General features: G+C 70.2%; 11 protein-coding genes. 5 read left to right on the top strand and 6 right to left on the bottom strand.

Going from position 1 to position 14,034, the window contains the following annotated elements; translation table 11 throughout:
• The first annotated feature begins 1 nt into the window (after nt 1).
• The 5 genes from LY40_RS12425 (at nt 2) to LY40_RS12405 (ending at nt 7,956) form a co-directional block, all read left to right on the top strand.
• Nucleotides 2-1,213 carry a PrgI family protein gene (locus LY40_RS12425; protein WP_258936944.1) on the top strand — a complete coding sequence of 404 codons (1,212 nt, stop codon included), beginning with the start codon at nt 2-4 and terminating at the stop codon, nt 1,211-1,213.
• Between the two features lie 4 nt (nt 1,214-1,217).
• Nucleotides 1,218-3,101, top strand: a complete 1,884-nt coding sequence (locus tag LY40_RS12420; protein WP_258936943.1) for a VirB4 family type IV secretion system protein — start codon at nt 1,218-1,220, stop codon at nt 3,099-3,101.
• 79 nt (nt 3,102-3,180) lie between these two features.
• Nucleotides 3,181-5,739 carry a type IV secretory system conjugative DNA transfer family protein gene (locus LY40_RS12415; RefSeq protein WP_258936942.1) on the top strand — a complete coding sequence of 853 codons (2,559 nt, stop codon included), beginning with the start codon at nt 3,181-3,183 and terminating at the stop codon, nt 5,737-5,739.
• A gap of 120 nt (nt 5,740-5,859) precedes the next feature.
• Nucleotides 5,860-6,939 carry a replication-relaxation family protein gene (locus LY40_RS12410; RefSeq protein WP_258936941.1) on the top strand — a complete coding sequence of 360 codons (1,080 nt, stop codon included), beginning with the start codon at nt 5,860-5,862 and terminating at the stop codon, nt 6,937-6,939.
• A gap of 36 nt (nt 6,940-6,975) precedes the next feature.
• A complete protein-coding gene (locus tag LY40_RS12405) occupies nt 6,976-7,956 on the top strand; it encodes a C40 family peptidase (protein WP_258937202.1) in 981 nt (326 codons plus the stop codon).
• A gap of 129 nt (nt 7,957-8,085) precedes the next feature.
• Here the strand turns inward: LY40_RS12405 and LY40_RS12400 are convergent, their stop codons facing one another.
• The 6 genes from LY40_RS12400 to LY40_RS12375 form a co-directional block, all read right to left on the bottom strand.
• On the bottom strand, nt 8,086-9,054 hold the full coding sequence (locus tag LY40_RS12400; protein ID WP_258936940.1) for a hypothetical protein: 969 nt from the start codon (nt 9,052-9,054) through the stop codon (nt 8,086-8,088).
• 258 nt (nt 9,055-9,312) lie between these two features.
• Complete coding sequence (locus tag LY40_RS12395; RefSeq protein ID WP_258936939.1) at nt 9,313-9,636, bottom strand: hypothetical protein; 324 nt, start codon at nt 9,634-9,636, stop codon at nt 9,313-9,315.
• A gap of 101 nt (nt 9,637-9,737) precedes the next feature.
• The gene (locus LY40_RS12390) at nt 9,738-11,507 is read right to left on the bottom strand and encodes a VWA domain-containing protein (RefSeq protein WP_258936938.1); all 1,770 of its coding nucleotides are present in this window, start codon (nt 11,505-11,507) and stop codon (nt 9,738-9,740) included.
• Nucleotides 11,508-11,541: 34 nt separating this feature from the next.
• Nucleotides 11,542-12,708: an AAA family ATPase gene (locus LY40_RS12385; RefSeq protein ID WP_258936937.1), complete on the bottom strand. Its 1,167-nt coding sequence runs from the start codon at nt 12,706-12,708 to the stop codon at nt 11,542-11,544.
• Between the two features lie 82 nt (nt 12,709-12,790).
• A complete protein-coding gene (locus tag LY40_RS12380) occupies nt 12,791-13,117 on the bottom strand; it encodes a hypothetical protein (protein WP_258936936.1) in 327 nt (108 codons plus the stop codon).
• Nucleotides 13,118-13,151: 34 nt separating this feature from the next.
• Nucleotides 13,152-13,304 carry a hypothetical protein gene (locus LY40_RS12375; RefSeq protein WP_253858048.1) on the bottom strand — a complete coding sequence of 51 codons (153 nt, stop codon included), beginning with the start codon at nt 13,302-13,304 and terminating at the stop codon, nt 13,152-13,154.
• Nucleotides 13,305-14,034: the final 730 nt, after the last annotated feature.

Here is a 14,034-nt window from a genome sequence, read left to right as displayed (position 1 = left end):
CATGACCAGTCCTGTGCGTGTCCCCGCCGATGTGGACCGGCCCGACCGGGTCCTCGGACCGCTGTCGGCCCGACAACTAGCGATTCTCGGCACCGCCGGCCTGCTGATGTATGGCCTCTACCTGGCCGTGCGCTCCGTGGTTCCGCTCGCCGTGTTCCTCGTCGCCGCCGTGCCGATCGCGGTTGCCGTCGTGGTGCTGGCCATGGGGCGGCGGGACGGGGTGAGCCTCGATCGGCTGGCGCTGGCCGCCCTGCGATGGCGCCTGTCACCGCGCCATCGCGTGGCCGCCCCCGAAGGAGTACGGCCCGCCCCGCCGTGGTTGGCCGCCCACGCCTCGTCGCAGCACACCGGCGGCGGGGTCCACGAGGAGGTGTCTGCAGTGCCCGTGCAGCTTCCCGCCACCGGCGTCGCTGATCACGGTGGCCAGGCTGGGATCGTTGATTTGGGCAGTGACGGACTCGCGCTCATCGCTGCATGTTCCACGGTGAATTTCAGTCTGCGCACTCCGGGCGAACAAGATGCGTTGGTCGCCGCGTTCGCGCGGTTTCTGCATTCGCTGTCGGCCCCGGTCCAGATTCTCGTGCGGGCAGAACGGCTCGACCTCACCCGGCAGATCGATCAGCTGCGGGCGCGGGCCGGTGGGCTGCCGCACCCGGCCTTGGAAGCCGCCGCCCGCGATCACGCCGACTACCTGGCCGAGCTGACTATGCAAACCGATCTGCTGCGCCGCCAGGTACTGCTCGTGCTGCGCGAGCCACTACCTACCGCGCCTAGCTCGGAGACATCCGACCGATGGCCATGGCGGCGGCGTCGCCGAGATGAGGAGTCCGGCAACGTCGACGGCGCGCGGCAGGCGGCCGAGCAACGGTTGGCCCGTCGGTTGGGCGAAGCCAGCGACCTGTTGTCGACCGCCGGGATCGTGGTGAGCCCGTTGGACGCGGCGGCCGCGACCGGAGTGCTGGCTGCGGCGTGCAATCCCGACACCTTCCTACCGGCCTCAGCCGAGCTGGCCGCCGCCGACGACATCGTCACTGCCACCACCACCGTCGCCGACCTCTACGACGCCGGCTCGGACCACGAACCGGATCACCCACCTGCCCGCCCAGGAACGGCTGCGCCAACGACGTCGGCGACGCGGGAGTCCACGGCAACGGGGCCGTGGTTGGAGCCGGACCAGGACTGGGACTACGACGATGAGATCGAAAGCAGGTAACGCCATGGCACACGCTCCACATCGCCGCCGACCTGCGCGGACGGGCTCGGCCAGTGTCTTCACTCCGGACGCGTTGTCAGTGGCCGCCCGCCATCTGGAAGTGGGCAACGAGTACGTCGCCTCATTCGGAGTCACCGGGTATCCACAAGAGGTCTATCCCGGCTGGCTCGCGCCCTTGCTGACCTACCCGGCACGCTTGGATGTCTCGGTACACCTGTCCCCGATCGACCCGGCCACCGCCGCCACCCGGCTCCGTACGCAGCGGGCCAAACTGGAATCCTCCCGCCGTCACAACGCCCGGCACGACCGGCTCGACGATCCCGACCTCGATGCTGCGGCCGAAGACGCCGCCGATCTCTCGCATCGCGTCGCCCGCGGTGAGGGGCGGTTGTTCCGGTTCGGGCTGTATCTGACGGTGCACGCCCCGGACCCCGACTCGCTGGCCGACCAGGTCGCCGCGTTGCGTTCGCTGTGTGCCTCGTTGCTCCTGGATGCCAAACCGGCCACCTACCGGGCATTGCAAGGCTGGGTCACCACCCTGCCGGTCGGGATCGACGGGCTCGGGTTGACCCGCACGTTCGACACCGCCGCCGTGGCGGCGGCGTTTCCGTTCACCTCGCCGGATCTGCCGCCGACCGAGCCGACCAGCACCACACCGACCGGTGTGCTGTACGGGTACAACGTCGGCTCTGCCGGGCTGGTGCACTGGGACCGCTTCGCCTGCGACAACTACAACACCGTCGTTCTCGGACGCTCAGGGGCAGGAAAGTCGTACTTCGTCAAGCTCGAGACCCTGCGCTCGCTCTACCGCACCCTGACCCCGGAGGCCGCCGACCCCGCCGCGGCGGAAGGGGTCCAAGCCTTCGTCGTCGACCCCGAGGACGAATACGCCCGCCTCGCCGCCGAGATCGGCGGTACCTACATGCATCTGGGCGCCGCGGGCGTGCATCTGAACCCCTTCGACCTGCCGGTCCACACCAGCACGGGAGGGCGCCGCACCGCGCCCGCCGACGCGCTGCGGCGACAGACGCTGTTTCTGCACACCGTCCTCGCGGTCGCCTTCGGCGCGGCAGCCAGCGCCGAGCAGCGGGCCGTCCTCGACACCGCGATCGCCGAAACCTACCGCCAGGCCGGCATCACCGACGAGGCCCGCACGTGGACCCGCCCCGCCCCACTGCTGCGTGATCTGCGCGCGGTCCTGGCCGCCCGGGGCGAGGAAGGCGACCACGTCGCCGCCGACCTGGCGGCCCGATTGCACCCGCTGGTCGACGGGGCCTACAGCGCCCTGCTCGACGGGCCCACCTCCACCACCCCGGACGGGCATCTGGTCGTGTTCTCCCTGCGCGACCTACCTGACGAGGTCCGCCCCTTGGGCACGCTGCTGGCTCTGGATGCGATCTGGCGGCGCGTGTCGAACCCGACTCACCGGCGCCCCCGGCTCGTCGTGGTCGACGAGGCCTGGCAGCTGATGCAACAGCCCGAAGGTGCCCAGTTCCTGTTCCGCATGGCCAAAGCCGCGCGCAAACACTGGGCCGGGCTCACCGTCGCCACCCAGGACACCGCGGACGTGCTGGGCAGCGAACTCGGCAAGGCGATCGTGGCCAACGCCGCCACCCAGGTGCTGTTGCGTCAAGCCCCGCAAGCCATCGACGAGATCGCCACGACCTTCGACCTGTCGGCCGGTGAACGCCACTTCCTCCTCTCAGCCGAAAAGGGCCAAGGACTCCTCAGCTCCGGCACCCACCGAGTCGCCTTCCACACTGTGGCCTCCCCGACCGAGAACGTCCTGATCACCACCGACCCCGCCGAACTCGCCCACCTCGCCGCACACGACGACGCCACCGACCCGAGCCTGGCCGACGCCTACATCGACCTCGAGCCTGGCTAACACCAACTGCGTAGCAGCAACGGCGCGGTCTCCGCGCGTGCGTGTTCACCCGTTGTTTTCTGACCAGAGGAGTTGTGCCATGCCTTCGTCGATCGCTACCGGTGGCTGGGTGGGTGATTACCTGCGCGATCCCGGCGGCACCGCGCTGGACATGCTCGCCGCGCTCGGCGACTGGGCCCGCAGCTGGGGCCTCGTGGCCGCGGCGTTCGTCGCGGTGGCCGGATCCGTGGCAACAGCGGCGACCCTGGTGCGGCGTGGGCGACTGCGCGCGCGGCTGCAGACCGATGCCCGGTGCGTCACCGTGCTCGCCCCACCGACCGTCGATCCTGCCGGGGGCACCGCGCTATGGTCCAACCTCGCCGGGCTGCTGCGCCCGACGTGGCGACGGCTCTGGTTCGGACAACCCCATCTGGCGATGGAGTACGTCTTCACCGAACACGGGGTGGCGGTGCAATTCTGGGTCGCCGGAACCATCCCGCCCGCGCTGGTCGAGCGGGCGATCGAGGCTGCATGGCCCGGCGCGCATACACGCACCCACCGGGCCACTCCGCCGTTTCCCGCACTCGAACCCGGCCGACGCCGGATCACCGTGGCCGGCACGCTGCGCCTGGCCCGGTCCGAAGCCCTGCCGATCCGCACCGATTTCGAGGCCGACCCGATCCGCGGCCTCCTCGGCGCCCCCGTCGGGCTCGGACCGGGTGAACGGGCATGCGTGCAGATCCTCGCCCGACCTGTCACGGGCAGCCGCGTGGCCCGCGCCCGCCGCGCCGCGCGCCGGGTGCACCACGGCCGTTCCGGGCAGTTCAGATCGGCCCTCCTCGACGCCCTCACTCCCGGTACGAACGCCACCCGCCGACGGCGCACGCCCGATACGCGGCGCATCAGCCCCGACCCGCAAGTCGCACTCGAATACTCCGCACAGAACAAGGCCATCGTTGGCAAACACCGTGGCCCGCAGTACGAGACGACCATCCGCTACGCCGTGATCAGCGACCTGACGGGCGAGGTCAACGGTGGCGGGGACCTCGCCCGTCAGGCGCAGCAGACTGCGCGCGGACGGGCGCACGCCCTCGCCGCAGCGTTCGCCGCCTACACCGAGCACAACCACTACACCCGCACCCGGTTGCGCTCGGCCGCCGCCGTGTTGGCCCAGCGGCGTCTGGGTTCCGGTGACCTGTTGTCGGTGCCCGAACTGGCCGCACTCGCCCACCTGCCCGCCGACGCCGACATCCCCGGCATCGAACGCGCCGGAGCCAAGGCCGTCGCCCCGCCACCCGGCGTCGCCGTACCCGGCGCCGGGGTCAAACCACTCGGACACTCCGACACCGGTCACGCCCGCGCCGTGGGGTTGCGCGTGCCCGATGCCCGCCACCATGTGCACGTCCTCGGCGCCACCGGCTCGGGCAAATCGACGCTGCTGGGCAACATGATCCTCGACGACATTGAGACCGGCCGGGGCGTGGTGCTCATCGATCCGAAGGGTGACCTGGTCACCGACATCCTCAACCGGATCCCTCTCGACGCGGCCGCACGCGTGGTGCTCTTCGACGCCGACTCACGGCACCGACCACCGATCCTCAACCCCCTCGAAGGCGGCGAAACCGACCGCGAGGTCGACAACCTCGTATCGGTGTTTCGGCGGGTGTATTCGGCGTTCTGGGGCCCGCGCACCGATGACCTGATGCGCGCCGCCTGTCTGACCCTCCGCGCAGCCGAAGGCGTACCCACCCTGGCCGACCTACCGAAACTACTCGCGAGCGAGGCCTACCGATCCCGTATCACCAGCGGCCTGGCCGATCCCGTGCTGACCGGGTTCTGGCAGTGGTACGACGACCTCACCGATTCGTCCCGCTCGCAGGTGATCTCCCCGCTGATGAACAAACTGCGCGCCTTCCTCTTGCGTCCGTTCGTCAGAGAAGCCATCGCCGGCGGAAGGTCCACAGTAGACATGAGTAGCGTGCTTGACGACGGCGGGATCTGCCTGGTGCGTATCCCCAAAGGATCGCTCGGTGAGGAAACCACGCGACTGGTCGGCTCGCTGGTGGTGGCGCGTGCCTGGCAAGCCACCACTGCCCGCGCCCACACACCGCAGCGCCTCCGCCCCGATGCCTCACTCGTGGTCGACGAGTGCCACAACTTCCTGAACCTGCCCTACCCGCTGGAAGACATGCTCGCCGAAGCCCGCGGATTTCGCGTCGGCATGACCCTGGCCCACCAACACCTCGGCCAACTTCCCCGCGAGCTCAAAGAGGGCATCTCGACCAACGCGCGCAACAAGATCTTCTTCTCCGCCAGCCCCGAAGATGCCCGTGAACTCGCGCGCCACATCGCGCCGCGCCTGAGCGACCACGACCTGTCCCACCTCGGCGTCTATCGCACCGCGACCCGTCTCGTGGTCGGCGGCGAAGAAACCGAACCGTTCACCATGGCCACCACCTCGTTACCTGACCCCGTCCCCGGACGCGCACGAGCGATCCGCGCCGCCCTCCGAGCCCAACGCCGTGCCCACAACCCCACCGAACCCGATCCCAGCTCCGACACAGCCGCAGCCCCGCCGAAAGCCCCCGCGGCGCCCTCGCAACCGGCGGCGCGCGGGCAACGCCCTCCGGCCCCCGACCCCCGCCGCACCAGGCCGTAAGCCTGGCCGCTGCAACCAGTGGTGCGCCATCTGCCGATCGGCCTGGACCCTTCGGGGGCTCTTCGGGCCATCTGCCCACACCGGTATCCACACCCTGTTGATACGCAAGGGAGCCGTGTCGTGATCACCACGCCCACCCGCCAACACGCGCTACGTAGCCCGCGCCCGCAGAGTCGCGCCCCGCGGACGGCCGGCTCGATCGAGCATCACGCGATGCTCGCCACGCGGCTGACCGCCCGCGACAAATGGATCCTGGCGATGCTGCACGAGCACCGGGTACTGACCAGCAGCCACATCCAGGACGCCGCATTCCCCTCCGGCCGCGCCACCCGACAACGCCTGCGCGAGCTGTACCTGTGGCGCGCGGTCAGCCGATTCCAGCCCTTCCGGCAACGCGGCTCGGCCCCCATGCACTACGTCCTCGGACCCGCCGGAGCCGCAGTTCTGGCCGCCGAACACGGCCTCGAGCCAACCGAACTCGGCTACCGCCACGACCGGGCCATGGCCATCGCCCACAACCAACGCCTCGCCCACACCACGGGCATCAACGACTTCTTCACCTCGCTGATCGCCCACACCCGCCACACCCGTCCAGGCAGCGGGCGGATGGAGCTGACGGCGTGGTGGTCCGAAACCCGGTGCGCCCGCCATTTCGGTGACCTCGTGATCCCCGACGGCTACGGTCGCTGGCACACCCACACCACCAGGCACGCCAGCGACGTGGAGTTCTTCCTCGAGTTCGACACCGGCACCGAAACACTGGCCAAAGTCGCACGCAAACTACTCGGCTACGCCCGCCTGGCCGAATCCACCGGCATCGCGACCCCCGTGCTGCTGTGGCTGCCCAGCACGCGCCGCGAGGCCGGCGTGCGCACCGCGCTCGCCCGCATTCACGCCGAACTCGACCACCCCGCCGCCGTGCCCGTCGCCACCGCCGCTGCCGACCTGCTCGACCCGGCTGCGCCGCACCCCAGCCCCGCCCAGGACGTCTGGCTTCCCCTGACCTCGGCCCGTGCCCACCGCTCGGGGCCCCGCTACTCCCTCACCGACCTCCCCGACGCCTGGCCCTCGCTCGCCCCACCCACCACCGACATCGACACCACCGGCGACGCCGTCGACCCCCAGACGACCTCGCCCTACCGCCTGCCACCACCGCGCCCCACACCACCGGCGGCCACACCCAACCGCCAGCCCCGCTGAGCGCGACAAACGCCACGAAGGGAGCGCATGCCCATGATGGCGACGAAACTCGACACCAGCGGCGGGGTACTGGTCGTGGCCGTGATCGCCCTCGTCGGCGCCGCAACGGGTGGAATCGTCGGCGCCCTCGGCAACACCGAGCCCACTGCGGACGCCGCGGGCTGTCACACCGGCGCCACAGCGGCCCAACAGGTTGCGGGGTTGAGCGGTGAGCAAATGGACCATGCCGCCACCATCGTCGCGGTCGGCCGACAACAGGGCGTACCGCTCCGAGGCTGGGTAGTCGCGATCGCCGCCGCGCTCCAGGAATCCCGCCTCCGCAACCTCGACTACGGCGACCGCGACAGCCTCGGCCTCTTCCAACAACGCCCGTCCATGGGTTGGGGAACCCGGCAGCAGATCACCACTCCCAGCTACGCAGCCACCCAGTTCTACACGCACCTGAAAGCCGTCCCCGGCTGGCAGGACATGAGCATCACCGACGCCGCGCAAGCCGTCCAACGCTCCGGATTCCCCAACGCCTACGCCCAGCACGAACCCACCGCACGCACCGTCGTCGCGGCCTTGACCGACGTTCGCTGTCAGCCTGACTCCGCGACGACCGGCACCGGCAACTGCGCCACCATCCACGCTCCCACCCCCGCCGCACGTACCGCCATCAACTACGCCTGCGGACAACGCGGCCTTCCCTACGTCTGGGGTGGGAACGGCCCCGACGGCGGCCACTCCGGATTCGATTGCTCCGGCCTGACCAAAGCCGCCTACCGCGCGGCAGGCATCGACCTCCCTCGCACCGCCCACACCCAGTACCACTCGGGCACCCCCGTCCCGGACGGACAACCACTCCACCCCGGAGACCTCGTCCACTACGGCACCCCAGCCCACATTCACCACGTCGGCCTCTACATCGGCAACGGCAAGATGATCCACGCCCCCGACTTCGGCGAAGTCGTAACGATCGACAACTACCGCTACCCCAGCGACGACTACGCAGGCGCGACCCGACCGACCACATAGGACCGATCGAGCTCATCATTCCGCAACCGGATACAGACGACGAAGGTTGGCGTACGAGGCGACCTTCGTCACCGGAGCATGCGCGCCGGATTCATGGGCCCCGCCCCGCGGGCCGGACTACCTCGCCGGTCACTCCGACTCTTCGGTGGCGCTTCGCTCCCCGACGTGTCCGGGGTTGAGGGCGAAGCGTTTCGGTGCGAGGCAGGTTTTGACGGCGTAGCCCTCGGCAGTGAGTTTTTCGAGGGCGTTGTTGACTGCACCGCCGGAGCGTTGGAGGTCGGTACCGATGCGCGCGGGTCCGAAACTTTCGCCAGGGTGGTCCGCGAGGTAGGCCGCGACAAGCGCGCGCAGACCGCCCTTGGCCAGTCGCGGCCGGGGCGCGGTTGACGGGGCAGGCGTGGCCGAGGTGGCGCCGCTCGCCGGGGTGGCGGTGTCGGTCGAACCGGTGACGTCAGCACCGACCGGTGTGGATGTCGCGGCCGCAGGAGCGCCGGTGTCCGCGTCGTCGCGTGGGGTGTTGTCACGGCCGGACACGTGAGCGGGCGCGTCGCTGGCGCCAGCGGTCGACGTCGCAGAGCTCGCCGTGTCACCGGGCACGGGCGGCGCGGCGTGGGTGTTGTCGTCGGGCGCCGGTGCCAGGGTCCAGGTGTCGGGGTTTTGGGGGCTGTCACCGGGGGTGCGCACGGCGGTGCCGTCGCGATCCCAAGCGACGAGAATTTTCGCGGCAGTCGAGCGGCCCACTCCAGCGATCTTGGCCAGGGCGCCGGTGCGGGTGCCGGGATTCGCGGCCAAGGCGGCGCGGACCTTGTCTTCGGCGGTGAGCGCGGCCGGGTCGGGGTCGGAGTTGGTGACGACCCGAAGGTGCCGCGGGGTGGTTGTGTTGTGGGACATGACGAACTCCCTGGGTAGGTTGTTGGGATTGGTGGTCATGCCCCGGCCGGGGCGTGTGTGCCCGCCGGTGCGCATCCGGCGTTGTGGGCGACACGTGTATGGACGCTCGATACGGGCGTTGATGTCAAGAACGCTGTCAACAACGAACGTGTGTCTCGTGTGGACATATGCGCCACGGTGGGGTTTGTGGTGGGTGCGGGCCGTCACCGGCGCAATCTGTAGGGGTTGCTGCGTTCCCTGGCATCGCTGCACGAGCAGGCATGGTGCGGCGCGGGCCCACCCGGCAGCGGGCGGGACTCGGTGTCCCCATGCGTTCGATGGTGCGGCGCAGAAGGTAGGCGGCCACGACCACCGGGGTCCAAGGGCCGGGGAGCACTGCGGCCACCACAGCCCAGGTAAGGCGCCGACTTCGGTCGGGTGATGCTGGTCCGGCGTCGTGGTGGCAGGCGGGGGGTCGCATGGCGGTTAGCCGTTGAGCACGGTCGTCGCGCGGATAAGGAGGCGTTCAGCGAGGTCGGCGAGTTCGTGGGAGCAGTTCACCGACCAGTGCCCGGGTGGGGTGGTCTGGTGCCAGCTGCTCGGATCTTCCGAGACGAGGTGAGTCCAGGTCAGATGCTCGGAGAGAACCTCGGCGGTCGCGCTCGATTGGGCGCGGTAGGTGTCGCGTTCGATGCGTACTCGTATGCGGCGGTCGCCGCTGCGCACGATACGGGTGTAGGTGTAGCGCTGCCGCGTACCGGTGGTGTTGTCGTCGAGGGTGATGTAGGCGGGCGCGGGTGGGTCGATCATGGCTGCGGGTCCTTTCCGGTGTGACTTGTCGGGCGGCGCAGCCGGTGGGGACACGGGGCCGCACACGCGCTGCGGCGGCTACGTGGTCGTCGCGTGCAGGGTTAGTGGGCGGCGTGCAGGGCTGCGGTGGCGGCGCGGCCGATCGCGCGGGCGGTGGTGGTCGGGTCGGTGAGGGTGTGCACGGTCGCGCCGTGCATGGGCTCGTTGCCGCCCGTGTGGGGTTCGAGCCACAGCACGCCGCATCCGTTGGCGCGGAGACGGTCGAGGTCGCGCTGGGCGGGGGCTTTGGTGGCTGTTTCGAAGCGACCATCGGAGATGATCACCAGCAGGCGCGCGGCGTCGGGTCGGCCCAGGTTGAGGGCACCGTCGAGGGCGCTGATCGCGGTGTCGATCTGGTGGGCCCGGTCGCCGGTGCCGAACTCGGTGACGTGCGGCGGTGTGGTGCCGGGGTGGGTGACCGGGCGGACGGTGTGTCCGAAGATCACGGCCGCGCTCGTGGCTGCGACGGTGGTGTGGCGGGTGGCTTCGGCCAGGATCCACGCGGCGGACGCGGTGGGCTCGGCGAAGGGGGCCATGGACCCGGACACGTCGCATGCGATCCCGATACGCAGTGGCGGGGCGGGCACTGTGGTACGGGTGGTGCGGGTGAACGGTTCGGCGGTGGGGATCGCACCGGCCGCACGTTGAGCGTCGGCGGCCATGGCCCCGCGCATGTTCAGTCGTCCCGGGGGCGCGGTCGAGCGGGTTTTGGTCGGAGTGCGTTCGCGGGTCCCGGCCGTGGTCAGGGCGCGGGCCAGCTGTCGTGCGGCGTTCCGTTCGCTCTGGGTTGGCGTGCGGGTGCCACGTAGCGGGGCACCCCGGCGCCGCGCGGAACGACCTCCGTTGAAGACGGCGCGGGCACTGGACCGGGCCCGCTCGCGGGCCTCGTCGTCGGCCGCACGGGCCTCGAGCTTGCGGGTGACCGGATCACTCGGCGCGGGTGCGGTGGCCACGGCGCGGCGCACGGCCTGGGTTGTCGCGGCCACGGCTTCCGTCAGTGGCGACGGGGGCGCGCCACTGGGCTGGGCGCCGCTGTCGGCCGACCCGGCCGTGGGGGTGGATGTGCCGGGGGTGGGCGGTTGTTGGTGGGGGTCGGTGCCCAGTGCTACGCACCAGCGTCGGCCGAGTTCGATCATGGCCTCGGCGTCGTCGTCGGCCGTGGTGTGGGCCTGCTGCCAGATCTCACGCAGGGCCTCGCGGGTGGTACTGCCGAGGATGCTGTCGATCACGGTGGCCACCGGGGCGGTTTCGGTGGTGGTGAGCACGCCGCCATCGACTCGGGCCAGCAGCAGCGCCGCGCAGCGGGCGGCGTCGTCGGCGGTCATGGCCGGACCTTGTCCTGCGGTGGCGTGGGTGTCGGCGAGGATGAGGTTGGTGGCACTGGCCCGCAGCCAGTAGCGGTCGGCCGGGCGTCTGCGCAGGTGGGCGGCCTCGATGCGGGACTCTTCCAGCAGTTCGGCCGCTGCCCGCGCTCCGGGTGGTGCGGTGGTGGGGGCACGCCATTGGGAATGCTTGGCGTGTGCGCACTCGTGGGTGAGTAGTCCCCAGGCGACCCCGTAGCGCTTGCGGTCACCGACGCGGTGCGGGGCCACGGTGGCGGGGTCGACGTGGGAGTCGATGTGCGAGCCGTCGACTTCGATCGTCGCCACGTCCGGAACGAAGCAGGCGGGGGCGCCGCGTCCGGCCCCGGGCGCCACGGTCACGACGAGGTCGTCGCGGTCGGCGATCGCGGGCACCTCGTCGCCGAACGCGGCCGACAGGGTCAACCATCCGGGCGTGGTGGGGAACACGGCAGTCGGTGGCGCGGTGGGCGCGGCGATGTGGGTACTCATGGCGGGCGTGCCCCTTTCTGGGAGTGGGTGGGGGTCAGAACTGCGGTCCCAGTGACAGCGGGGCCACATCGGCGCCGAAGACGTTGCGCACGGTCTCGGCGACCACATCGCGGTCGGCTTCCGGTGCGATGCCGACCAGGTTCCCGGCAGCGGCGGCGGTGCCCAGTACCTCGGCGATCCGGTTGAACGCGATCAGTTCCCGCAGTTGCGGCGCCCACCCGATCTCACCCTTCTCGAGCCGCGCCGCCAGATTCCGCGCGACCCGGACCGCCTTGTTGTCGATCTTCAGTTGCGCGGCGAGGTCGTAGTCGGTGGAAACGTGGATCTGGGCAGCGAACCGGGACGACAGGGCGTCGGTGAGAACGGCCCCGTGCACACCCGGGTTGTGCCCGGCCACGACGTAGAACCCGGGCTCAGCGTCGATCACTTCGTTCTTGTGCGTTTTCAGGATGATCTGGCGCCGCCCGTCCATGGCGGGATAGACCACGGCCAACACGGTGGGTGGGATCAACGTCGCATCGTCGATGAACAACGCGCGCCCTTCGCGCATGGCCGTGACCAACGGGCCGTAAGCGAACTCGTAGCGCCCGTCGGGAGTTTGGGTGTAGGAGCCGACGAAGTCGTCGGTCACGGTGTCGCTGTCGCCGGGCACCGTAATCAGGTCGTCGAACGCGGCTTCCACGACCGACGTCTTCCCGGTTCCGGGCGGTCCGTACATGAGGGCGGGCACACCTGCCTCGCGTAGCCGTCGCAACGCGGTCACGTCCGACAGGCCCGACAGTTTGCGCGGGTGGTACATCTGCCCGTTCGGCCGCCGAACGGGGCCGGTCACGATCGCGGGCCCAGCGGCCCCCGTGGGCTGGGGGCGGGCAGCGGGTGCGGCGGTTTGCCGCGTAGTGGCTGCGGCGGTTGCCGCGTCGCGGGTGGCGTCGGTGGCCTGGTAGGTCACGGGGTTGGTGCCGACTTGTTGGGCTTGGCCGCGTGTGGCCAGGGTGGCCAGCGCGTTGCCCACCGCCCCGGATGACCGGCCCAATTCGGCAGCGATCCGGCCGGGGGTCAACGCGGCGCCCGGGTCTTGGGCCAGGTGCTGGGCGACCATGCGGCGTAGTTCGCCGTTGCGTAGGCGGGCGGCCGTACCCGCGCCAGCGGGCGCGGCGCCCGATCCGGTCGGTGCCGTGGTCGTCGTGGTGGGCGTGGTCATGGCGGCGGTGTCCTTTCAAGTGGCGGGGCGGTGTGGTCCAGCGGTGACGGAAACGGGCGCGGGACGCGGGGCGCCGGGGTGGCTAGTCGGCGCCGAGTTCGGTGGTGAGCGCTTCCACGGCGTGGTGTTCGCTGGTGGCGTCGTAGTGGGCGCCGTCGGCGGTCACCACGCGCCAGTGATCACCGCACACCCGGTCGGCCGGGTAATACGTTCCGACCAATCGACCGTCGGGCCGGGTCACCGCCCCGTACAACAGTTGTTGCGCGTCGGCCGGATCGATCATCACGGCGGTGACGGTGCACCCGTGGGCGGTGAATCGGCGCGTCACGATGTCCGGCAGCGGGGCCGGGTCGGCGGCGGGGTCCACGCGGCGCAACGCGTACGAGTCCCGGGCGGGGGTGTGATTCATGGCGTGGGGCCCTTTCGGTCGGTGGGTGGGTGAGTCAGTGGTCGGCGGCGTCGAATTCGGCGGCGTACTGGTGGGCGGCGGCCGCCGCATCGGCCGCGTCGGCGCTGGCGTGTTGTTCGGTCCACCCGCAGTAACACAACGCGGTGGCGGTGCCGTCGGCGTGGGTGGTGATGTCGGCGTAACACATAGCGTTCCCCGTTCGCGGTTTCGGGTGATGGTTAAACCGTGCGGCCCGACAGTTCGGCGCGGCTTCCGGTTTTCCCGGTGACACAACAAACATAACCCGAAATCGCGCGCCCCCGCAACGGTTTTCCGGGGTCAATTTCAAGGAATTTCGTTCACGTTTACCGGTTGCGACATTAAATATTCCACTAGCACGGATTCGGTCACCGACACCATTTTCCACCACGCCGAACAATGAAAGGGCGGCAATAGCAATGCCCGAATAAATAGAGAATAAGAAATGAGCCAGGAGGAGAAAGGGCGAACGGTGAGACCGTGGCGACGCGCTTGGGCTCCCCGACGACCCCCACCTCGACCTGCCTCGCGTCGCTGCCCGGCCTGATGTGCTGACCTGCTTGTTCCCAAGCGAGTCGGGGACACCGCTGGCACCCCGGGAAGCGCTCTGAACTGGGACGATAGTGGCCGTGAGGGGTTCCGCTTTAGACGGATTGCGCGGCGGCGGGTGCAGTGGCAGGTGCACAGGCGCGTGCAGCGGCGCGGGGTTTCGTCCACGGTGTCGGTGGAGTGCGCTGCCCGACGCGCGCGACGGCGGGTTCAGACACGGCGCGGGGCCGGTGGTACCTGGGTGAGATGGTGCGGCATGTCTCGGACAGCATGCGCGAGGACGAGGGCGGAATGATGTGGTCACGGTTTTCGCAAATAGCCAGACCCGCCCGCGACTGTCGTTGTCGACG

Origin of the sequence: Prauserella salsuginis, from assembly GCF_024648885.1 — a bacterium.
GTDB lineage: Bacteria > Actinomycetota > Actinomycetes > Mycobacteriales > Pseudonocardiaceae > Prauserella > Prauserella salsuginis.
This window is presented reverse-complemented; position numbering and strand designations above follow the sequence as displayed.